The sequence below is a fragment of the Flavihumibacter sp. CACIAM 22H1 genome (genome assembly GCF_001601815.1).
Classification (GTDB): Bacteria; Bacteroidota; Bacteroidia; order Chitinophagales; family Chitinophagaceae; genus Flavihumibacter.
Genome location: NZ_LUKG01000050.1, coordinates 1 through 21,516 on the forward strand (window position 1 = coordinate 1; position 21,516 = coordinate 21,516).

At 46.4% G+C, this 21,516-nt stretch carries 16 protein-coding genes and 1 pseudogene; 8 read left to right on the plus strand and 9 right to left on the minus strand.

From position 1 onward, the window contains the following. From A1D16_RS13765 to A1D16_RS13775, 3 genes are all read left to right on the plus strand, one after another. Nucleotides 1–2,753: GH116 family glycosyl hydrolase (locus tag A1D16_RS13765; RefSeq protein ID WP_290710450.1), on the plus strand; the 2,753-nt coding region annotated here is incomplete at its 5' end. Between the two features lie 8 nt (nt 2,754–2,761). After that, a complete protein-coding gene (locus A1D16_RS13770) occupies nt 2,762–5,356 on the plus strand; it encodes a GH116 family glycosyl hydrolase (protein ID WP_290710452.1) in 2,595 nt (864 codons plus the stop codon). Further along, on the plus strand, nt 5,353–6,435 hold the full coding sequence (locus tag A1D16_RS13775) for a GTP-binding protein (protein WP_290710454.1): 1,083 nt from the start codon (nt 5,353–5,355) through the stop codon (nt 6,433–6,435). Before A1D16_RS13770 ends, A1D16_RS13775 begins: the two co-directional genes overlap by 4 nt. 4 nt (nt 6,436–6,439) lie before the next feature. On the opposite strand, the gene fucP is transcribed toward A1D16_RS13775, so the two are convergent. The 7 genes and pseudogenes from fucP to A1D16_RS13815 all read right to left on the minus strand — a co-directional run bounded on the left by fucP (nt 6,440) and on the right by A1D16_RS13815 (nt 15,278). Continuing rightward, nucleotides 6,440–7,771 carry an L-fucose:H+ symporter permease gene (gene fucP, locus A1D16_RS13780; RefSeq protein WP_290710456.1) on the minus strand — a complete coding sequence of 444 codons (1,332 nt, stop codon included), beginning with the start codon at nt 7,769–7,771 and terminating at the stop codon, nt 6,440–6,442. An 8-nt stretch (nt 7,772–7,779) separates the two neighbouring features. Further along, nucleotides 7,780–9,555 (minus strand): annotated as a pseudogene (locus tag A1D16_RS21725) (L-fucose isomerase). Then, nucleotides 9,556–10,791: a DUF6786 family protein gene (locus A1D16_RS13795; protein WP_290710458.1), complete on the minus strand. Its 1,236-nt coding sequence runs from the start codon at nt 10,789–10,791 to the stop codon at nt 9,556–9,558. Nucleotides 10,792–10,796: 5 nt separating this feature from the next. After that, nucleotides 10,797–11,969, minus strand: a complete 1,173-nt coding sequence (locus tag A1D16_RS13800; RefSeq protein ID WP_290710460.1) for a glycoside hydrolase family 172 protein — start codon at nt 11,967–11,969, stop codon at nt 10,797–10,799. Between the two features lie 70 nt (nt 11,970–12,039). Then, on the minus strand, nt 12,040–13,095 hold the full coding sequence (locus tag A1D16_RS13805; protein WP_290710462.1) for a LacI family DNA-binding transcriptional regulator: 1,056 nt from the start codon (nt 13,093–13,095) through the stop codon (nt 12,040–12,042). A 2-nt stretch (nt 13,096–13,097) separates the two neighbouring features. Then, the gene (locus A1D16_RS13810; protein ID WP_290710464.1) at nt 13,098–14,759 is read right to left on the minus strand and encodes a ribulokinase; all 1,662 of its coding nucleotides are present in this window, start codon (nt 14,757–14,759) and stop codon (nt 13,098–13,100) included. A gap of 72 nt (nt 14,760–14,831) precedes the next feature. Then, on the minus strand, nt 14,832–15,278 hold the full coding sequence (locus A1D16_RS13815) for an SRPBCC domain-containing protein (protein WP_290710467.1): 447 nt from the start codon (nt 15,276–15,278) through the stop codon (nt 14,832–14,834). 109 nt (nt 15,279–15,387) lie between these two features. Here A1D16_RS13815 and A1D16_RS13820 point away from each other — a divergent pair, with 109 nt between their 5' ends. After that, nucleotides 15,388–16,374: a helix-turn-helix domain-containing protein gene (locus tag A1D16_RS13820; RefSeq protein ID WP_290710469.1), complete on the plus strand. Its 987-nt coding sequence runs from the start codon at nt 15,388–15,390 to the stop codon at nt 16,372–16,374. Between the two features lie 29 nt (nt 16,375–16,403). Here A1D16_RS13820 and A1D16_RS13825 read toward each other — a convergent pair whose 3' ends face one another. After that, entirely contained in the window at nt 16,404–17,027 is a 624-nt protein-coding gene (locus A1D16_RS13825) for a porin family protein (protein WP_290710471.1), read from the minus strand. A 75-nt stretch (nt 17,028–17,102) separates the two neighbouring features. After that, complete coding sequence (locus A1D16_RS13830; RefSeq protein ID WP_290710473.1) at nt 17,103–18,992, minus strand: CocE/NonD family hydrolase; 1,890 nt, start codon at nt 18,990–18,992, stop codon at nt 17,103–17,105. Between the two features lie 47 nt (nt 18,993–19,039). On the opposite strand from A1D16_RS13830, the gene A1D16_RS13835 reads away from it, so the two are divergent. The 4 genes from A1D16_RS13835 (at nt 19,040) to A1D16_RS13850 (ending at nt 21,481) form a co-directional block, all read left to right on the plus strand. Then, on the plus strand, nt 19,040–19,441 hold the full coding sequence (locus tag A1D16_RS13835; protein WP_290710475.1) for a putative quinol monooxygenase: 402 nt from the start codon (nt 19,040–19,042) through the stop codon (nt 19,439–19,441). Nucleotides 19,442–19,542: 101 nt separating this feature from the next. Then, on the plus strand, nt 19,543–19,986 hold the full coding sequence (locus A1D16_RS13840) for an SRPBCC domain-containing protein (protein WP_290710477.1): 444 nt from the start codon (nt 19,543–19,545) through the stop codon (nt 19,984–19,986). A 101-nt stretch (nt 19,987–20,087) separates the two neighbouring features. Next, a complete protein-coding gene (locus A1D16_RS13845) occupies nt 20,088–20,456 on the plus strand; it encodes a hypothetical protein (RefSeq protein WP_290710480.1) in 369 nt (122 codons plus the stop codon). 11 nt (nt 20,457–20,467) lie between these two features. Continuing rightward, on the plus strand, nt 20,468–21,481 hold the full coding sequence (locus tag A1D16_RS13850) for an AraC family transcriptional regulator (protein WP_290710482.1): 1,014 nt from the start codon (nt 20,468–20,470) through the stop codon (nt 21,479–21,481). Nucleotides 21,482–21,516 lie beyond the last annotated feature (35 nt).

Genomic DNA, 21,516 nt, shown 5'->3' on the forward strand with positions numbered 1-21,516 from the left:
CCTTTAGTTATATAGACCAGGGCTTCGCCGTTAGCATTACTCAAAATGGAAAAACCATTCGCAAAGAACTCAGCAAAAAAGATTTTGATGATATCTCTTTTACGGGAGAATATCCTCTTGCTAAAATCGATTACAGCTCCCGCAAATCGCCTATTTCACTTGGTGTGGAAGCCACGGTTTATTCGCCTTTTATTCCATTAAATGCCAGGGAAAGTGCTACGCCTGCCACTGTCCTTCAGTATAAACTCACCAACAGATCTAACCAGAAAATGGAAGTGTCCCTTACCGGATGGTTACAAAACCTGGTAGGTATTGACCTCAAAAACCAGGTGGCCGGAAACCTGCGGAACCGGGTGCAAACCGGCCAGGATCGTACATCCGTTACAATGGACCTGGTAAAAGCTGTTTCAACGGCACAGCCTGCGCGGGTTGAAACCGTTTTTGAAAACTTTGAATCCGGCACCTATGGCAAATGGAAAGCCGAAGGCAATGCCTTTGGAAAAATGCCTGTTACCAAAGCAGCGGCAGAAGCCGATTTCGTAAGCGGCCACCAGGGTAACTTTTTGGTTAACTCAAAGCTCACCGCTTATGGAGATAGCGGAACGGGGAAACTCACCTCTCCGGTTTTTGTGATCAACAGTAATTTCATCAACCTGAAAGTAGGTGGCGGTCCACACCATGGCAAAACCTGTGTAAACTTATTTGTTGACAATAAACTGGTGAAAACAATTACCGGATCCAGTGTTGAAACCCTTGAACCGGTTAGCTGGGACGTAAAACAATGGAAGGGTAAAAAAGCCTACCTGCAACTGGTAGACGATGAAATGGGAAGCTGGGGTCATATCAATGTGGATGAAATTCGCTTCAGTAACCTGCCTGCTACCGAACGTTTTTTTCCTGGAGATCATCCTTATTACGGAAATATTTCGCTGAGCGTATTAGGTACAGGTTCCTGGGCCACTGCCCGTTATATCCCCAATTCAACTACAGCGCCGGTACCGGAAGCCATCCAGCCCTTCGATGAAAAACTCGTAGGCGCAGCAGGTACAAGCCTTGAGCTGGCCCCCGGGGAATCCAAAGAAATCACGTTTTTACTAAGCTGGTTTTTCCCTAATCGCCCCAAGCAATACGGAGAAGGTGGTAACTGGAATAAGCCCATTCCTACGGAGGGAGAAGCGATCGGCAATATGTATGCAAACTGGTTCGATCATTCGCTGGATGTAGCCAGTTGGCTGCAGGCTAACCTTCCACGCCTTCAAAAAGAAACTTTTTTATTCCACGATACCTATTATAATAATTCCACCCTTCCTTATTGGCTGAACCAGCGTATAATGATGCCTGTTTCTACCCTGGCTACCGAAACCTGCCAGTGGTGGTCAACCGATAAATTCTGGGCATGGGAAGGAGTAGGTTCCTGTGTTGGCACCTGTACCCATGTTTGGAATTATGCACAGGCAGTATCGCGCTTGTTCCCGGAACTGGAGCGGAACATCCGTGAAAAAACAGATTACGGCACCTCTTTCCAGGAAGACGGTGGTATTCAGGCAAGAAATGGCTGGGGAGGTATACTCATAGATGGGCATGCCGGTGCAATCCTGAAAGCCTATAGAGAACACCTGCAATCCAAAAATGAATTCTTTTTATCGCGTAATTGGGACCGGATAAAAAAAGCTACTGAATTCATTATTAAGGAAGATGGAAATGCAGACGGCCTCATAGAAAAAGAACAAGCCAACACCTATGATATTGCATTTTTTGGCGCCAATACCTACGTGGGCGGATTGTACCTGGGTGCCCTGAAAGCAGCTTCCAATATGGCATTGCTGATGAAGGACACCGTTTTTGCTAAACGCTGCGATAGCATATTCAACAATGGCTCCAAAGGAAGCGTTGCAAAACTTTGGAACGGCGAATATTTTATCCAGGATGTGGACCTGACCAAACACCCGCTGGCGCAATACGGAACTGGTTGTTTAAGCGATCAGTTATTCGGGCAAACCTGGGCACACCTCAATAATCTGGGTTATCTCTATCCTGAAAACATGGTAAAAACCACCTTGCAATCGGTATGGAATTACAATTGGGCTCCCGATGTTGCCGTACAAACAAAAGTGCATAAACCTGAGCGTGATTATGCGCATCCGGGAGAAGCTGGTCTCTTTATTGCTACCTGGCCCAAAAGCAAACATATGGGCGAAGATGGGGTACGGTACCGCGACGAAGTTTGGACAGGCATTGAATACCAGGTGGCTACCAATATGATTTATGAAGGCATGCTGGAAGAAGGATTATCACTGGTAAAAGCCGTGCATGACCGGTATAACCCAGCTAAACACAATCCCTGGAACGAAATTGAATGTGGCGATCATTACGCCCGGGCACTGGCTTCCTGGGGAGTATTACTGGCACTGCAGGATTATACCTACGACGGCCCGGCTAAAAGACTGTCCTTTGCCCCCCGCATGCAACCCGACCAGTTTAAAAGCTTTTTTACGGCAGCAGAAGGCTGGGGAAATATTACACAAACTCGTACCGGTAATGAACAGGAAAATACCATCAAAATTGCCTGGGGTAAATTATCGCTCCAATCCATCGGACTTAAAACAGCTTCGCGTCCGGCTTCGGTAACAGCCCGCATTGGCAGTAAAGAAATTCCTCTGCGTTTTAACTATACCGCGCAACAGTTGCAACTGTCGTTTGACGAGCAGCAATTACAAGCAGGGGATCAATTAACCATTCGTATAAAATTGTAACTTATCGTATGTCAGCTAATAATCCACGCAGAAATTTTATCCGCAACCTGACCTTGGGCGGATTAGGTGCCACTGTATTACCAGCCATCGGCTCAGCGGCAGAGCAGCACCGGAGCAGTGAAAACCTGCATAGTTTCAACCAGTCTTATACGGGTGAATATTTGCGCAGACTGGCTTTCCCGATTGGTGGTATAGGCGCCGGCATGTTTTGTATCGAAGGCTGCGGTGCTATTTCACATATGTCGGTGCGCCATAAACCGCAGCTGTTCAATGAGCCCACCATGTTTGCTGCTGTTGCTATTAAAGGGGGAGCATCTAAAGTAATAGAAGGACCGGTACCTGAATGGAAGATATTTGGCCGGCCCGCTACCGGCAATGGAGCCCCGCTTACCTCCTATGGTTTACCCCGTTTTGTCGATGCCCAATTCGAAGCTCGTTTCCCTTTTGGCATACTCCGGTTGCAGGACGACCAGTTTCCGTTTAAAGCAAGTGTAAAAGCATGGAGCCCCTTTATACCCGGTGATGCAGATAACTCAAGCTTACCGGCCGGGGCCATGGAATATAGTTTTGAAAATACATCCGCTGAAACCAAGGAAGCCGTATTCTCCTATAACTCGCGCAATTTCATGACCCTGCCCGATCAAAAAGGAGCTATTCAGAAAATGAACCGGGGTTTCGTGCTTTCGCAGCCGCCTATGCCGGACAAGCCGTTTGCAACCGGAGATTTTGCCCTATTCACGAATGAGCCCAACGCCGTTATTGATTATTGCTGGTTCCGGGGCGGATGGTGGGATCCGCTGACCATGCTCTGGAATACCATCAAAGACGGTACCGTTCGCAGCAGTGAGCCGGTATCGGAAGATGCCCCCGGAGCATCCATTTTTGTTCCCTTTACCTTACGACCCGGAGAGAAAAAAACCATTGCCGTATTGGCAGCCTGGTATGTACCTTATTCGGATATGCGCATCGGAGATCCGGGTACTGAAACCGAAAAAGGCGGACTGGCAGCAGGTTCCTGTAACCTCTCCTCCGAGTTGGGAATTTCCATCGATACCAAATCTGCCGACTATCGTCCCTGGTATGCAAGCCGCTTTAGTTCCATTACTGATATCAGCAATTACTGGCTACAGCAATACAACAGCCTGCTTAAAAAAACCGAGCAGTTTACGGGTTCTTTTTACAAAAGCAGCTTACCAGCTGAAGTAATGGAAGCTGTAGCCGCCAATTTAACCATCCTTAAAACACCTACGGTTATGCGACAATACGATGGCCGGTTATGGAATTTTGAAGGTAGTGGTGATGATGGTGGCTGTTGCCATGGCTCCTGTACACATGTATGGAATTATGCGCAGGCTATTGCCCATCTCTTTCCTTCCCTGGAGCGAAGCCTGCGGCATACAGAATTTTGTGAAAGCCAGAACGAACAAGGACACCAGAATTTCAGGTCCAATACCCCCATCAGCCCGGCTGAACATAAGTTTCATGCGGCGGCCGACGGACAATTGGGTGGTATTATGAAAGTTTACCGCGAATGGCGGATCTCCGGTGATACCGAATGGCTGAAGAAAATGTATCCACTGGTTCAGAAAAGCCTGGATTATTGCATAAAAACCTGGGATCCCAAACGAAAAGGTATTTTGGAAGAACCGCATCACAATACCTACGATATAGAATTCTGGGGGCCCGATGGCATGTGTACCAGTTTTTATTTAGGAGCGCTGGATGCCTTTATCCGAATGGGCAATCACCTGAAAAAAAATACGTCCGCTTATCAGCAGCTTTTCAAAAAAGGAAAAGCCTACATGGAAACGGACTTATACAATGGTGAATATTTCATTCAGAAAATTCAATACAAAGGCCTGGAAGCACCCGACCCGGTTAAAGCCTCTAAAGAAAGTTTTGGCGGAGAGTATTCAAAAGAAGCCGTTGAACTACTGGAAAAAGAAGGTCCCAAGTACCAATACGGAACCGGTTGTTTGTCTGATGGAGTGTTAGGCGGCTGGATAGCCCGAATGTGTGGTTTACCAGATCCGGTTGACAGCGCCAAACTTACCAGTCACCTGCTTGCGGTACATACCCATAACCTGAAAAAAGACCTGAGTGAGCATGCAAACCCCCAACGTCCGGCCTACGCAGTTGGCAAGGAAGGCGGGCTGCTTTTATGCAGCTGGCCAAAAGGAGGTAAACTATCCCTTCCATTTGTATACAGCGATGAAGTGTGGACAGGTATTGAATACCAGGTGGCTTCTCACCTGATGCTGATGGGAAAAGTAAAGGAAGGCCTGGAAATTGTACGCATCTGCAGAGAACGCTACAGTGGTAAAGTTCGTAATCCTTTTAATGAGTACGAATGCGGAAGCTGGTATGGCCGGGCCCTGTCTAGTTATGGATTGCTACAGGGACTAACGGGCTTATTTTACGATGCCGTTGATAAGACCCTGTACATTGATTCTAAAATCGGAGATTTTACCAGCTTTATTTCAACCGAATCTGGCTTTGGTACCGTTGAATACCGGAACGGAAAAGTTAAGCTGGAGGTGGTTTACGGAAACATACCGGTTACTAAAACAAGTATTGCAGGACTGGGGGTCCAAAAAGCATGAAAATTGTTCTGACTGGCGGTTTCCTGGGAAGCGGTAAAAGCACCGCTATCCGGCAGGCCTGTGGCATTCTGTTCGGAATGGACCGCAAAGCCGCAGTTATTACCAACGACCAGGGCTTGCAACAGGTAGACAGTGCTTATATGAAAGCCGAAAACATTCCCGTGTGTAGTGTAAGTAATGGTTGTTTTTGCTGCCGCTACCCCGAACTGGACCAGCACCTGACCACCCTCACCAACCAATTCGAGCCCGAACTCATATTTGCAGAATCCGTAGGATCCTGTACAGATTTAATTGCAACAGTGGTGAACCCACTGTTGCAATTCAGACCCGCGGCAACTGTAGTACTAAGTATTTTTGCCGATGCGCGCATGCTCCTTAAAATTGCAGAGGGCCAGTCGGTACAATTTGACAGTACCGTACAATATATTTATGAAAAACAACTGGAGGAAGCGGATATACTGGTATTAACAAAAGTTGACCTGTTAAAAGACGAAGAATGGGAACCGCTTCGCCAGCAGTTATTAAACATGTACCCTGGCAAACAGGTATTGTTTCAAAATTCCACTAACCCGGAAGATGTACTGGAATGGCTGAATGCCATTGCTCAGTTTGAACCCCCTACCCATAGAAAATCACTCGACATTGATTACACCCTATACGGACAGGGAGAAGCCATGTTGGCCTGGTTGGATGAAGAACTGGAACTGGATTCCATTACAGAAGATGCGCCTGTTATAGCACATCAGTTAATAGAACAGATTTATCAACAGATAAGGCAGCATTACCTGCCAATTGGCCATCTGAAATTTTTTCTTTCTTATGGCAATCACCAGGAAAAAATCAGTTTTACGCATACTGATGAGGTATATCTAAAACCCACCGATACCCAAGAAAAAAGCCGCAGGGCCACCCTGCTGATCAATGCCCGCATTCAAACAACGCCCGAACACCTGCATCAGTTGGTGTCTGAACAGCTATATGCCTTACTGTCTGCGCAGGACAAGCTAACAATCCGGGTGAAGGAGATGGCCGCCTTTCAACCAGGCTTCCCTACTCCCACACACCGGATTTCAAGTTGAGCTATTAGTGATGTTGAAAACTTACTGTCGTCGTTTTTGCTGCTTTTCCAACTCCCCAGAATGCATACCAGGCAATAAATGCAAAACAGCCCAGTGGTATAATAAATCCTGTTGCCATGGAGGAATGATCGGCAATCAGTCCCATTATCGGCGGACAAAATGCACCACCGGCAACTGCCATTACCAGGAAGGAAGCTCCTTTTTTGGTTAGGGTACCCAAATCTGAAATACCCAGGGCAAAGATGGTGGGAAACATTATAGACATAAAAAAATAGGTGCTGAATAAAGCTATTACCGACAACCAGCCACTATCCAGCAGCACCAGGGCAACCAATACCACATTCACTACTGCATAAATGCCCAGCATACGGTGCGGCGGAAAAAACTTCATAAAATAAGAACCGCTGAGTCTTCCCAGCCAAAACGCCCCCATACCCCCGATAGCCAGGATCAGGGAAGCGGCCTGTTCATTGTTTTTTGGCATGAAGAAAGCACCAAATGAACCCAGTTCCTGCATAATACCGCTTATCGGAACCTGCAAATTGGGAATGGCATCAATTACATAATTTATAAAAAATGAATTGGTACCAGTTTGTGCTGCCACATATAAAAACTGAGCCGCCACGGCTGCAATAAATGCAGGATGTTTAAGCAGGTTACGCATCGGGGGATCCTCTTCAGTTTCCTGTCCCTTTGCTTCTTTTATTTCCGGCAGTTTGATAAACAAAAACAGGATGGCTACCACCACTACTACCAGGCCGATACCCATATAAGGTTGTACCAGGGAATCGAATTTTTCTTCTTCACTTACTGCATCGGCCCCGAATATAACCAGCCCCCCGATAAGGGGTCCGAGGATCCACCCCAATCCATTAAAAGATTGGGAGATATTGATTCTTCTTGCGCCCTGTTCTTTGGCCCCCAGTACCGTGGAATAAGGGTTGGCCGCCGTTTCCAGAAATGCCAGTCCGCAAGCCAGCACAAAAAGTGCCAGCAGGAAGGGAATAAATGCTTCGAGCTTGGCGGCCGGGTAAAACAGGAAGGCGCCAATGGCGAAGAGACTTAACCCAAACAATATTCCGCGTTGATAACCAAATCGTTTAATGAATAAGCCGGCAGGAATGGCCATAGCCAGGTACCCGATATAGAGGGAAAATTGAACAAATCCGCTTTGTGCTTTGGATACATGCAGTAGATCCTGGAAATGTTTATCCAGTACATCGAGGAAACCATGAGCAAATCCCCATAGTAAAAACAGGCTACAGATGAAAATGAAGGGAACCAGGTAACTGGTTCCGTCCTCTCCTTTAAAGAGCGATTTTTTATTGGCAGGCATAGATTCGTTTATTTATAAAGAGGTCCGTAAGTCTGACAGGCACGGTAATCGCTTCCTTCAGCATCCATTCCAAAACTTTTCCAGGCAGAAGGGCGGAAAATGCGCTCTTCTTCCACGTTGTGCATATTTACCGGTATACGCAGCATGGCTGCCAGGGTAATGAGTTCATGGCCAATATGCCCATAACTGATGGAACCATGATTAGACCCCCAATTGGCCATTACGCTGTATACATCGCGAAAAGCACCTTCGCCGGTGAGCTTGGGAACAAACCAGGTAGTAGGCCAGATACGGTCGGTTCGTTCGTCCAGGATCTGGTGAACTTTTTCGGGCAGATCGATGGTTTCTCCTTCTGCAATTTGTAAAACTGGCCCCAATCCTTTAACCAGGTTCAGGCGGCACATAGTAACGGGCATGCCTCCACGCGAAACAAATTTCGAAGAAAAGCCGCCACCGCGCATATAATCTACATTGGACGGGTGAAAGCTGGTGGCTTTCAGGCAGCCTTGAACGTCGGCTTCCGTAAGCTCCCAAAACGGTTTCATCACCGGTTGCCCGTTTGTTGTCTGGCGTCCACTGCCATCAAGGGTAGCGGAGCCGGAATTGATCAGGTGAATAAATCCAGCGCTGGCAATCCCATCTGGTTTCCATCCGCTGACACGTGCTACCGCATCCGGGCTCCAATAGGTTCGTACATCGGCAAAAATCTGTGCCCGATTGGTAAGCAGGTACCCCAGGAGCATGCTTATGCCGTTCATGGCGTCGTTTTCAGTTGCAACCATGTAGGGGGCACGAATACCATTCCAGTCGAAGGAAGAATTCAGTAACGCTTCAGAGAAATCGCCGTTCGGCAAAAAGTCTGTCCATTGCCGTTGGCCCTGGAAGCCCGATACGATGGCATTATGGCCCAATGCTTCTTCGCCAAACCCTTTGCCCGCCAATTGCCTGTTCCCGGTCATCAGGTCGCGGATAATGATGGTCATTTTCGTTACAAATTCCCAATGCTTATCTTTTTCCTCCCGGCTGTATTGTTTCTACACCGGGTTAAAGTCTTCTCCTTCCCGGCAATTCGTTTTTACCCACTCAAGTGCTTTTTCATACTCGGCTTCATCATAAATTTTTTTCTCTATGCGGCGGATGATTTCGGTAGAATCCACGTATTCCGTACGCATGCCCATATAGGATTGAAAAAAATCATTATTAACGATGGACCCTGCAATTCCCATACTTACACTACCAATGGCGAGGTAGGATTTACCACGCATAAGTGCAACCGACAAACCGGCGCGCGCAAAAGACAATAAGCGATCGCGCACATCCTGGGGTATACTGGCATCTCCCATGTCCTGTACATCATGCCCATAAATTCCAAAAGAAGGCAGTCCGAACTGGTTATGGGCAGCCAGGGTGGCAGCCAGGTAAACAGCCCCCGGGCGTTCTGTACCATTGAAGCCCCAAATGGCTTTGGGAAGCATCGGGTTCATATCCATGGTTTCACTTCCATAACACCAGCAGGGTGTAACGGATAAGGATACCCCAACATTTTCGCGTTCGAACTTTAGTGCACAGTCGGCCGATTCCTTTACGCCGCCAATACAGGTATCAGCGATTACCACCTGAACGGCAGTACCATCCGGGTAACGGATTTCCTGTTCGTACAGGGCCGCAACCGCCCTGGCCATATTCATGGTAGTTTCCTCCAGTGATTCTCTGATGCCCCCCAACCGACCATCAATGATCGGACGAATTCCAATTCTTGGATACATATATCTTGATTTATCGATTTAAAAAGCTTTTTTTATTTCTTCCAGACCAACCCCCAGTAATTGTTGGGCGATGGTATTTAATTGTTCAACGGAACCGGTAAAATGATACACATTATGCTGGTGGCGCATTTTTTCGCCGGTTGCTAATGCTGCGGCAGGAGACACAGATTCCAGTTCATAAAAGGGGCCCATTTGTGAGCCGTTAGCAAGCGGACCATCATTGTAAGCGTTCATGGCATCTCCACTGAAGGTAGGTTTGGTAGTGGTCCATTCCTGGTTGAGGTAACGGGCTTTATTATCTACCGAAAACTGCGTAATTGTGAGGAGCTTATTGGTAGCGTCATAACTACCTGCCAGGGGTAATACATGTTTGGGAAGTATTCCCAGCTTACCCCGGCTTTTTCCATCCGCTTTAAAGAAGAGGGTTTTATCGGTTAGTTTTATTCGATCCGGTGGGATCTGTCCAAAATAATCAGTGGTGGCTATTTTATCGGTTGCTTTGCCCGGCTTAAACGGAATAACGATAGTGGTAGCATCGGAGGGCGTAAACATATCCAGTATCCAGATGCAGGGCATACCCGTTTTTACTGTCCAGGGAAATGACCCGGTATTGGTGAGCTGATTGCTGGTATGATAACCCACCAATACAATGCTGTCTCCAAGTTTTACCCCAAGACTTGCTTCTGCTACCTCTTTGCTGGCTATGGAAATAGACCGCTCTACCTGCATATTCAGTTCTGTACCCTGGTAATTGGTAATGGTCATTTGCTTCTGCAATAAAACAGTGCTGTCAGACTGGTGAGAAATGGTCCAGCTTTCCGTATCAATGGCTGCCGGTGTTTTCCAGTTATCAAAAACCATTTCTGTACCAGGTTGAAAAAAAACAGAGTAATTGCCGCCTTCCGGGCCCAGCCAGAAACGATTTTCACCACCATAGGCATTCATATGTGCATCAATGGGGGCATCAAATGCTTTGTAATTAATCCATCCGAAGCTGGGACCATTTGCACCTTTTGCACCGCTGGTAAATACTTTTGCCTGGTATTTGGCGGAAACCAATACGGTAGCGGCCCCTAATTTCAATTCTACCAGGCTGCTGTCGTATTTTTTCAGGAAGGCCTTGTCATAACCCAGACTGCCTTTTGCATATTCAGTTGTTGTAGCACGCATCGTTGTATCATTTTTCGGGGTATTTGTACAGGAAACCAGGGCACTGCCCATTGCCAGCACATAAAACCATATAGCTTGTTTCATGGTAATTAGTTTACTTCTAAAAGATCTTTTTTGGGAAGCGCGGGAAAGCTGCCATGAGGTTCGCGCTGGTACCAGTAGGCAACCGTAATTATATCAGAATGCTGGGGAAGATAACGCCCGCCCTGCCGCCAGCCCAGGTCCTGGATGGTTACTTTTAAATCGCCGTCGAACCGGATTGGATCCATGATATGCCAGCGATACATGCCAAAACGCTGTTGTGATCTATAAACGCCATCTGGCCGAATGACCTGGTGCAACCCGGCATACGCCGTAGAAAATTCCTGGTATTGGTGAATGGCTTTATTTTCAAAATTGTAGGAGCCGCAGAAATAATCTTCTGTTCCGGTGCCTACGATGGTTGCGTAATCTTTATCGCCGTCCATATAGAATTTGATTTCTCCTTCTCCCCACCAGCCGTTATTGGTAACTCCTACCCCCATATAAGTTCCAACATATTGACCTTTACCTTTGATACCATCAATTATAGTATGAATACTACTGGTGTTATTACTGGCATTGGAACGCCGGTATTGTGCATGGAAATAGGCTTCCTCCTCCCCTATTTCGGTTAAGGTATAATTGACCTGGTAGTAAAGACGCATGGCTTCCTCATCGTTACTGTTTTCCATGGTAATGCGGCATTTTTTTCGGAAGGGCATTTTCCAGTAGCAATTAAAAGCGCTGCCGGGGTTTACTGTTACCGCCTGGCTGTTCAAATGCGCGTACTCATTCCAGGCCATGCCAAAGAATGCACCGATAGGAGCTTCAATAGACGGTGTTTTTTCATCGTCCCAGTACACACGGATAATGGTAAAATTCCAGTTACCGGTGGGCGTCATCCAGATATGCTGAATAGCACCGGGACCTTCCATTTCGGCGATGGTAATGGTTTCATTCGGATTGATAATGATAAAAGGGTTTACTTTCCAGCCGGTACCCAGATCACGTGCTTCCTGTGCTGCATTGGCTACATTCCGTTTTCCCTTGTCTTTAACTGCGTCTGCCATGCCTCCTTTGCCTTTGGCACCGGAAAAATTTTCGGGGCTAATGGATCGGGTTCTGGCATCAGAGAGCTTTGACAGGTTGCCCAGGTTCATATCAAGCCCATTGAATTTTTGCTGGGCGAAAACAGGTCCGCTCAGTAGCAATAAAAGCAACAGCAATTGTTGTGTACGCATATCGTTGGATTTACAAAGTATAATTAGCAGTCAGAAGCATAAACGTTTAAGCAATATTGACTAAAAAAAATTATTCCTTTTTTTTCTTTTCTCTACAGGAGGCCCGGGTAACCAATTGAGCATCGATTACAATCTGGGTGGTATCAAGGCCAGTTGGTGAATGTTCCGGTTTTTTTTCCAATTGATTCATAAGAATACGCACAGCTTCTTTTCCAATACGTTCTGTGCTTTGGTTAATATAGGTAAGCGGACAATAGAAAAAATCAAAAGCGTCGGATTCATCAAAACTAATAATGCCCAGTTCATCGGGTACTACTATTTTTCGTTTATTGATTTCTTTCAGACCGTTTATCGCCAGCGAGTTGGTTGCAAACAAAAAGGAATCGGGTCGTTCTTTTTTCGTATCCAGTAACTGGTGCATGATTAGCGCTACGTCTTCCTGGATGGCTTCATAACTAGACTCCCTCAGGCTGTTTTCATGGAGGGGCAGTTGCAGTTCCTCCATCGCTTTCAGGAACCCCTGTTTACGGTCTTCCATATGCGGTAGTTTGGTCTGGTAAGCAATCATACAGATTTTCGTATAGCCCTGTTTGGCAAGGTGTTTTACCGCTTTGTAGGAAGCCAGGAAATTGTTAATACGCACCCCGTTGGCATCAAGCGTATTAAAATACCGGTCTATCAGAACATAGGGAAATTTGCGCTGGCTCAACAAGCTAAGTTGTTCTTCGGTATTTTCGGCCGGTGCAATAATGAGCGCATCTACCTGGCGTTTGATAAGTGCATTGATAAGGCTGGCTGATTTTTCAGCGTTCTCATCTGAGCTGCCAAAGATTACGGTATAATTATTAAGGCTGGCTTCATCTTCAATTACCCGGGCAATATTACTGAAGAAAGGGTTGGAAATATCTGCTACAATAAGGCCGATGGTACGGGTTTTTCCACTTTGTAAACTGCGGGCAATGAGGTTGGGCTGGTAATTCATTTCTTTTGCGGTAGCCCGAATGCGTTCAGCCATTTCCGGACCAACCCTTGCCTGTTTTTCTTTATTGTTTAATACATAACTTACCAGGGCTGTGGAAACACCCAGGTGTTTGGCAATATCTTTTATGGACACTTTTTTCTCCATACTCAAATGTAGGGATTAAGGCTGGTTTCGATAAATGAACCCAGGGCCTTATACTGTTCATAGCGTTTGGAGTAAATGGATATTTTTTCTTTATCGGACGTGTAAACCCGTTCAAAACCCTGTCCCATAGATTTCATGGCAGTAGAAACATCGGGGTAAATACCTGCTACGGTGGCCGCAAACATAGCGGCTCCCAATGCCCCGGTTTGTTCAGCCCGGTTTACCTTCAAAGGCAGTCCGGTTATATCCGCCATCAGCTGCATAACAAAGGGAGATTTTTTCGCAATGCCGCCCACGCCGGTTAGTCCTTTTACCGGAATGTTTTCTTCCTGGAAGCGTTCAATGATAGCGCGTGCGCCAAAGCAGGTGGCTTCTACCAGTGAGCGGAATAGCTGCGGTGCGGAAGATCCCAGCTGCAGACCTGTGATCGCTCCTTTCACATAAGGGTTTACATCCGGCGTTCGCCGTCCGTTGAACCAGTCTGTACTTAAAGGCGCTGTTTCGGTGAGTGGAAGTTCAGCAGCCTGCCTAGACAATTCCGGAATCAACTGATCCGCCAAAGCGCTGATTTGTTCTTCCGTAAAAAAGGAAGGAGCGCCCTGTAAGAGTGGCCAAAGTAAGAGTTCCTTAAACCAGGCATATACGTCGCCAAATGCCGACTGGCCTGCTTCCAGCCCGGTCATGCCCGGAATAATGGAGCCCTCCACCACACCGCAGATGCCTTTGACCATAACTTTCTCCGCAGTGGATGGTACCACCATCATATCACAGGTGGAGGTTCCCATTACTTTACATAAATAATAAGGTTCTATTTCGCCGCCAACGGCGGCCATATGTGCATCCATGGCGCCGATACCGATCTGTACGGTAGCAGGCAGCCCAAGTTTTTGCGCCCATTCCGGTGAAATGACACCGGCAGATTCGCCCGCATGGTATACCTGTTTATATAAGCGCCCGGAAATATCCGCTACTACCGGATCCATCTCCTGCCAAAAGGAAGCGGGGGGCAATCCATTCCAATCGGGCGCCCACAACGCTTTATGCCCTGCCGTACAAACACTGCGCTTCATCTGACTGACATGCGTTCCGCCGGTTAACAGAAAAGGCATCCAATCACAGTGTTCTACCCAGGAATAACAGGCATCCCTAACCGATTTATTCGTACGAACGGTTTTTAATAGTTTGGCCCAAAACCACTCAGAGGAATAAATACCCCCCACGTACTGCAGGTAATCGGGCTGGAATCGTTCGGCTACCGTATTTATTTCAGCAGCTTCCCGGGTAGCGGTATGGTCTTTCCATAATATAAACATGGCATCGGGGTCGGCTGCAAAACGATGCTGTAAAGCAAGTGGTTGGCCGCTTTCATCTACTGCCACAGGCGTAGATCCGGTTGTATCGATCGACAATGCTTTTACAAATGCGGCGGCTCCGGGTGCTGCTTTTAGCAGGCAGGTTTGGATACTTTCTGTTAAAGCTTCTATATAATCCAGGGGGTGCTGTCGAAACTGGTTTTGCGCAGGATCGCAATACAGGCCCTGTTTCCAGCGCGGGAAAGCAACCACGGAGCTGGATAATTGTGCACCGGTGCGGGCATCCGCTAAAATGGTTCTTACCGAATCAGTTCCAAAATCGACTCCAAGTACCAGTTGATCCTTCTCCATATGGCAGTTTAAAGCTTCGTTTCTTCATTCGAAGATAGCTTAAACGTTTAAACAACCAAATTTATTCTGCTTTTAATTCCAATTGTCCACTTTGGTATCATCGGGACTAGGTGCTCCAACGCCGGTTTCCACCAGTGATTTAAGGCTCATCAGGAAAATGGCCCATTTGGTGCTGCAATGGTGCATGAACTCGGTGGCCGCTCTCCAGCCATCGTGCTTAAAAAGCACAATGATATAGTCCCCTTCTTTTTTTAGCTGCCACTCAATAGTAGTACCAATCCATTCCTTCTCTAATGCAGTAACTTCCCAACTGATAAAACGAGGGGCTTCCAAAGAGCGGACCTTCATATCAAATCCACCCGCTCCAAACCGAAACTGAAGATCGCCACCCACCTGGTCTGCTACACCGTTGGTAGCTGTGGTCCACCAGCCTTTTAATCCCTCGATGGTGGAAATTGCCTTAAATACGTCATTGATAGAATCGGTCTTAATACCGATCCGGTGCAGAATCGTTGCCATAGAATGTAGTTTAGACCCTAAAACTACAACCTGCCGGCCAGCCAAAAGCTGTGCCATTTAGACATTCTAAGGGGTTGATTTGGACATAATCGAGGACTACCTTTGGGTCATGAAGCATATCACTATCCTGGTACCAAATGGAGATAACAATCTCAGCAGTATTGTAGGAGCTTATAAAATTCTGAGCAGGGCCAACCGTTACTGGATGGAGCTGGGCAATAAAAATTGTTACAAGATAGAGCTGGCTGGTTCTTCCAAAAAAATTGAGTTCCACGATGGGCTGTTTTCCGCTCAACCACACCAGCGTTTTACAAATATCCAAAGCACACAGCTAATCATAATTCCATCCCTGCAGCATAATTATGAAAAAGCCGTTCACATGAACCAGGACCTGATTCATTGGATCGGTGAGCAGCATGCTAAAGGCGCTGAAATTGCAAGTATCTGTACGGGGGCATTTTTACTTGCCGCAACAGGGTTGTTAACAAACCGCCATTGTTCTACCCATTGGGCATTTGCAGCCACCCTGCAAAACCTGTACCCGGCTATCAAAGTTCAACCAGACCAACTTATTACGGATGAAAACGGGCTTTATACCAATGGCGGAGCGTATTCCTTTCTCAACCTGCTCTTATACCTGGTTGAAAAATATTTCGATCGTCCAACAGCTATTTATTGTTCCAAAGTATTCCAGATAGAAATGGATCGAACCCGGCAATCTGAATTTATTTTGTTTAATGGTCTCAAAACGCATACGGATGAAACCATCCTGCAGGTGCAGGCATTCATGGAAACAAACCTTCGCACAACCTTGTCTATTGAACAACTGGCCACCAGCTTTTCAATAGGCAGGCGCAGCCTCGACAGGCGATTCAGTAAAGCCACTGGCCATACACCACTGGAATATCTGCAACGGTTAAAAATTGAAGCGGCTAAAAAAGCTTTTGAAACCAGTCGGCAAACTATTGCGGAAGTGATGTATGACCTGGGCTATACAGATATAAAATCGTTCCGGGAATTATTTAAAAAAATAACCGGCCTCTCTCCTATGGAGTACCGAAAAAAATACAATAAAACAGCTCTTGTTATCAGTTAAAAAGCAACCGAATGGAGGCCGTTTGAAAACTATTCTGAAGCATTTGATCCAAACATCCACCCAATGGAAAAACCAATGGCATCTAGGGAGCGGATTTTACTTTCACTGGAATTGGACAGATTCGTTGTACCAATATTGGCAAACGTACTTAAAGAAATGCCATTCCCGAATTGATACCCCCCTTTAATATGCACCCCGAGGTCAAGTCGTTTCATATCCGAATTACCTGAACCAAATTCAATATCACGGGATCCCATATCATCCATTTCATATTTTCCCGACAGATGGTACATGATATTTGGACCGGCACCACCAAATACTGTACCGCCATTGTCAAATACATGCGAGTACATGATCGGAATGGGAATAGAAATTCGGTTTAGTTTGATTTTTTCACCATAGCCATCCAGTGACATGGAACCGGTTTTGAATAATAAAGAGGGACGTACAGCCAGAAAATGATTGAGCTGAAAATGCGCCGTTGCACCTACATGGATATTTACCCCCGCATAGGTTTCTGCATCCTGGTCATATAATCCGGACGCAGTAAAACCGGCTTCCGGCCCCACACTGATTTGTGCCGAAGAACGCGTAGAAAAAATTAAAAAAGCACATCCTGCGATAAGCAGTTTTTTGGATAGGTTGTTTTTCATGATAAGTTTATTTCTCGGGGACTAATATAGAAACATAAATTTCGTAAAACGAAGTACTTGCTGCTTTTTTTGCAACTATTTTTTAACCGGAAGCCTTATTACAGAAGGATACCTCGAAGAATGATGAATACGATTTTCCACCACAATTCCGGTAGCCTCATCAAAATTATTCCCCCCGGTATTCAGGTTGCGTTCAAAACGCGGAAAATTGCTGCTGGAGATCTCAATCCTTATTTTATGCCCGGCTGCAAAGTAATTACTGGTTACCATCGGCGTTAGATCTACCTTGTACACTTTTCCTTTTTCCATCATAAGCTCTTTATCATAGCCCTCGCGGTAACGCAATCGCTGGATGGTTTCATCCAGATTATAGGCTTTCCCATCAGGATACACATCAAGCAGTTTAATGGTAATATCTGTATCCAAACCGGTGGAGGAAACATACAGGGTTGATTCTATAAAGCCGGTTATTTCCACCCCTTCCGTAAGCTCCTCCGAGGTATAAACGAGGATATCCTTTCTTAATTCCATAGCAGCCTGGTCAAATGAACCACCCTGTATAGCATTGCCTGTACAACAAACATTTCCTCCGTAGGAAGGCACCGGGTTGAGCGGATCGTAGATAAAACTATCCGAATTGTTTTTTGAACCAGGCTTTTTCAGGGAAAGCCTGCCATCGCCAAGGCGTGTATTGGCCTTACCTCCACTGGTCAGGTAAAAACTCCGCATTTCTGTATTCGGTAATGGAAAACTTTCTGCCTCCTGCCATCTGTTGCTACCCATGGTGTAATACCGTACACGAGGATTGCTGCTTTTAAACCCATTTTGTTCTCCTTTCAGTAACATATCAAACCATCCCCAGGTTAACTCATCATAGTTCAGCCGGGCATCGCCCACATTTCTTTGTCCGACAATTGTATTCTCCGTAGCCCGTTTAAACGAGCAATGCAAAACAGGCGCTATTACCAGGTATTGGTTATCTGCCACCCCTGGTTTTTTGGCACTGTTACGGACATGATTAAAAAGGGCAATATTGGGGGCAGACGAAACATCGTACCAGGAAACAAACCAGTAGGCAGGCACTTCCAGTGGCATTGAATCGTGGTATAAACCACCTTTATACCAGGCGGTATCATTGGGTTTGCGAGCAATCATGTTTTCGTAGATACCTACGGGGCCCTGTACGTTTTTAAGAATATCCTTTACCGGCAGGTGGGCTAGTTTAGCCGCCCAGTCTACCCTTGGCATTTCAGGCCCCATATCATAAAAGCGTTGAAGCCGCTGCAAGTCTTCCTGCGACAATCCCCGGGGAAGTGCAGGTCTATACCGATCGTGCTGGGTACCATAAAGCCAGGCTGTAAACAGCATTTGCTGTGCCCCTCCACGGTACCAGTTTCCCTGTTCCATAAATTTTCCTACCCGCCCCAGGCCTGCCCCATAGCCCTGCGCTACCAAGGCCGCCAGGGCAGGATGATTTTGCGAAGCAACAGCCATTTGCCATTCAGCGGTGGAGGAACACCCAATTAACCCAATTTTTCCGTTGCTCCAGGATTGATTGGCCAACCAGTCGATTGCATCATAACCATCCGTAAGAGGCGTGCCAAGGATATCCCAGTCTCCTTCCGAAAAGAAACGGCCTCGTTCATTTTGTACCACGTACGCATAGCCATGTTGCACTGCTTCATAGGCAGCTTCCAATGTTCGCGTACTCATCTTACCGTCTATCCAGGTATTGAAATTATAGGGGGTGCGGGAAAATACAACAGGCACTTTCTGGCTTCCTTTTGGCCGATAAATATCAGTGGCAAGCCGAATCCCATCGCGCATCGGCATCATAACTTTCTGCTCTATTACGGCAATAGAATCGAGTTTACGATAAATAACAGCTGTATCTTCTGCAGGTGTTTGTGCAAGTACCAGCATAACCGAATGGATCAATGCCAGTAAGAGGAGATTTTTTTTCATAGCCTAATTTAGTAAATTGATACAACCTGTTAATTTATAAAACCTATATGACTACCCCCCTCCATTCAGCCAAAGGCATGATCGCAATCCTGTTCCTAACTGCGTTATTCCATTGCCAGCCGACAGCAGCGCAGGAAACAAAAAAAATGATTCGACTGGCTAAAATAATCGTTGACTCCAGCCAGTTAGAAGCCTACAACAGCGCTTTGAAAACGCAGATGAATGCAGCCATACAGCAGGAACCCGGGGTACTCACCTATTACGCGGTAGCAGAAAAAACGGCCCCCAACCATATTACCATACTGGAAATTTATGCAGACAAAATTGCTTACCAGTCTCATATCAAAACGGCTCATTTCTTACGATACAAGGAAACGGTTAAAAACATGGTCACCTCCCTTGTTCTAGTTGATGTCAACCTGATTGGAGCGGTGAGCAAGCCCGATTAGCTACTTGTCGGAATTAACCCCTTTTCTGTCCAATTCTACACCTCTCCCAAGCAGGTTTTTGGTGCAATTTTGGAAGGCAATTAATCAATACAAGCCATCTGATGAAAAAAATCAATTTCACCATCGACATTGCAGCCCCCAGGCAAACCGTCTACGATTTGCTGACAGCACCGGATACCTACAAGGAATGGGTGCATGTTGCCTGGCCCAATTCATATTACGACGGAAAATGGGAGCAAGGCGAATTACTCCGGTTTATATCCCCCGGTAACGGAGGCACTGCTGCCCTTGTAAAAGAACTGGAAAAAGCTACTTATATACTGTTGGAACATACAGCGGTTCTTCAACCGGATCTAACGCCGGATGTTACCAGCGAAGAAGCAAAAGGCTGGATCGGCAGCACCGAAGGCTATCGGTTTACTGAATCGGGCGGAATTACCCGGCTACTGGTTGAACTGGAAACTACGCCGGAATGGATAGCCATGTTTGAAGAAGGGTATCCTGCAGCCCTGAAAAAACTCAAAGAAATTTGCGAAAGGGCCTGATAACTGCCGGTAGTTGTCGTAAAATGATAGCAGAACCGTATAGGATGGTAATAGCCAGGGGGTTACTGAACAATAGTTTTGTAGGCATAAAAACAAACACTATGCTTTCAGTAAAATCAACACTTGCCATCAATGGAATCAGCTCCGGAATTACCGGTATAGCATTATTGGCCTTTACGCAGCCGATTGCGGGTTTATTCGGCCTTTCGGCAACCAGGGTTTTCACCGCAACCGGAATTTTCCTGGTGCTGTTTTCTATCTATGTACTGTATGCGGCCCTGCAGAAAGAAATCAAGCCGCAACAGGTAAGGTTCATTACAGGTTTGGATATGTTGTGGGTTGTACTTAGTATTATGGTTACCATTGGCACCTGGGCAAGCATTAGCCTGTTAGGTTCCCTGGTTATTCTGGCCGTAGCCGCCTGGGTGGGGTTGATGGCCTATTTGCAAACCGCCCGGCCAACAGTATAAAACCTTGCCTTATGGACAATTTTCAGCGACAGTTTACCATGGCCTTACTGGGATATGCGGTTCAACGCGATCTTGATCCGGAAGAACTGTGCAGCGCTTCGTCCATCAGTTTCAAAGCGCTTAAAAATGATCCCGCTTATTCCGTCAGCGCTGCCCAAACGGAACTATTGTGGAAAAATGCCAGTCATAAAACTGGCGATTTCCTGTTTGGGCTGCATTTTGGAGAATCGCTCCAACTCGCCGCTTTGGGAGTTGTTGGACAAATCATTCAAACCAGTGCAACCGTAAGCGAGGCCTTAAGTAATGCCTGCGCCCTGGTAAAAATGACCTCTCCTATTTTTGATATGCAAATCCATCACGAGGAATCCGTCTTTACTATATATCTCCTGGCAGATGAAGAAAAAGCAACCCGCTTCCCATATTCGTACCGGCACCTGGCAGATTGCTTGCTGGTTTTCGTATTACACGAAATGGATGGATTACTGTTGGAAAAAGTAAAACCCCAGCAAGCTGGTTTTCCGTATTTCCTGGCAGAACCTTATGAATATGCACGGGTATTCAGGTGTTCTTCGCTTGGAAAAACAACACAGCTCTGTCTGGTGTTTTCGGCCAGACACCTGGATATTCCCATCTTATCAGCCAATTATGAATTACAGCAAGTGCTGTTGAAAAAAATCGGATCACTGATACAGCCTGGTACGAGCAAGCAGCTATGGCAACAGAAAATATTTAACTACCTGCTTACCAATTCTTATTTGAAAACAGTTTCTCTTGAGGCAGTGGCCTACAACTTTAATACAACCGCAAGGGCGCTGCAACGTAAACTGAAAGAGGAAGGCAGCAGTTATTTACAGATTGTGGATGCGGTACGTAAAAAACTGGCCCTTAACTACCTGGACAATGAACATTTCACGCTAAAGGATATCAGCCATATGCTGGGCTACACGGAACCAAGCGCCTTCCTGCGTGCCTTTAAACGCTGGACAGGTCTTTCTCCCACTGCTTACAAAGCAAAAAAACAGTAACATGAAACTAAATGCAGGAATAATCACCGAAAAAA

Excerpts from the sequence above, each read along its gene's own strand:
- A1D16_RS13770 (WP_290710452.1), top strand. The coding sequence starts at position 2,762 with ATGTCAGCTAATAATCCACGCAGAAATTTTATCCGCAACCTGACCTTG.
- A1D16_RS13810 (WP_290710464.1), bottom strand. The coding sequence starts at position 14,759 with ATGGAGAAGGATCAACTGGTACTTGGAGTCGATTTTGGAACTGATTCG.
- A1D16_RS13850 (WP_290710482.1), top strand. The coding sequence starts at position 20,468 with ATGGACAATTTTCAGCGACAGTTTACCATGGCCTTACTGGGATATGCG.
- A1D16_RS13835 (WP_290710475.1), top strand. The coding sequence starts at position 19,040 with ATGACTACCCCCCTCCATTCAGCCAAAGGCATGATCGCAATCCTGTTC.
- A1D16_RS13775 (WP_290710454.1), top strand. The coding sequence starts at position 5,353 with ATGAAAATTGTTCTGACTGGCGGTTTCCTGGGAAGCGGTAAAAGCACC.
- A1D16_RS13795 (WP_290710458.1), bottom strand. The coding sequence starts at position 10,791 with ATGAAACAAGCTATATGGTTTTATGTGCTGGCAATGGGCAGTGCCCTG.
- A1D16_RS13830 (WP_290710473.1), bottom strand. The coding sequence starts at position 18,992 with ATGAAAAAAAATCTCCTCTTACTGGCATTGATCCATTCGGTTATGCTG.
- fucP (WP_290710456.1), bottom strand. The coding sequence starts at position 7,771 with ATGCCTGCCAATAAAAAATCGCTCTTTAAAGGAGAGGACGGAACCAGT.
- A1D16_RS13845 (WP_290710480.1), top strand. The coding sequence starts at position 20,088 with ATGCTTTCAGTAAAATCAACACTTGCCATCAATGGAATCAGCTCCGGA.
- A1D16_RS13805 (WP_290710462.1), bottom strand. The coding sequence starts at position 13,095 with ATGGAGAAAAAAGTGTCCATAAAAGATATTGCCAAACACCTGGGTGTT.
- A1D16_RS13815 (WP_290710467.1), bottom strand. The coding sequence starts at position 15,278 with ATGGCAACGATTCTGCACCGGATCGGTATTAAGACCGATTCTATCAAT.
- A1D16_RS13800 (WP_290710460.1), bottom strand. The coding sequence starts at position 11,969 with ATGCGTACACAACAATTGCTGTTGCTTTTATTGCTACTGAGCGGACCT.
- A1D16_RS13820 (WP_290710469.1), top strand. The coding sequence starts at position 15,388 with ATGAAGCATATCACTATCCTGGTACCAAATGGAGATAACAATCTCAGC.
- A1D16_RS13840 (WP_290710477.1), top strand. The coding sequence starts at position 19,543 with ATGAAAAAAATCAATTTCACCATCGACATTGCAGCCCCCAGGCAAACC.
- A1D16_RS13825 (WP_290710471.1), bottom strand. The coding sequence starts at position 17,027 with ATGAAAAACAACCTATCCAAAAAACTGCTTATCGCAGGATGTGCTTTT.